This is a genomic window from Mycobacterium sp. NGS19 (genome assembly GCF_059813155.1).
This window is the reverse complement of record NZ_JCALEB010000014.1, coordinates 1-609: the sequence shown is the minus strand read 5'-3', so window position 1 is coordinate 609 and position 609 is coordinate 1. Positions and strand designations below refer to the sequence as shown.

At 69.5% G+C, this 609-nt stretch carries 1 protein-coding gene; it reads right to left on the bottom strand.

The features are described from left to right. On the bottom strand, positions 1-609 hold a 609-nt coding region (locus AC5Y4N_RS21055; protein WP_499912850.1), incomplete at both ends, for an HNH endonuclease signature motif containing protein.

The following is a 609-nucleotide window of genomic DNA, read 5'->3' as shown; positions in this document are numbered from 1 at the left end:
TGGTGCAGCCGGTGATGATGTGGGCAGACCAGCACCAGGTTGGCCAGCTCGGTGGGGCCGCCGTCTTCCCAGTGCCGGAGGTGATGAGCGTGCAAACCGCGGGTGGCCCCGCACCCGGGCACCACACAGGTGCGGTCGCGGTGCTCGAGTGCGCGGCGCAGCCGCCGGTTGATCTGGCGGGTTGTTCGGCCCGCGCCGATGGGTTGCCCGTCGCGTTCGAACCACACCTCACAGGTGGCCTCACAGGTCAGGTAGCGGCGCTCGGCGTCGGTGAGCAGCGGACCCAGATGCAGCGCCGCGACACGGTCTTTGACATCCAGGTGCACCACCACCGTGGTGTGCTGGCCGTGCGGGCGGCGCGCCGCCTCGACGTCCCAGCCCGTCTCCACCAGCCGCATGAACGCATCGACGCTGCTGGGCATGGGCGGGGCCGTCTCTGACGGGCGCTCGCTGTTGTCGTGGTCGTGTTTCCACTCGCCGATCAGCGCCTCCAGATGCGACGCCAACGCCGCGTCGAACTTGGCCGCGTCATCATGCGGCAGCCTGATCCGATAATTGCTGCCCTGCTCGTCGCTGGTCTTGATGATCGAGCGCGCCGGGTGCGGCCGC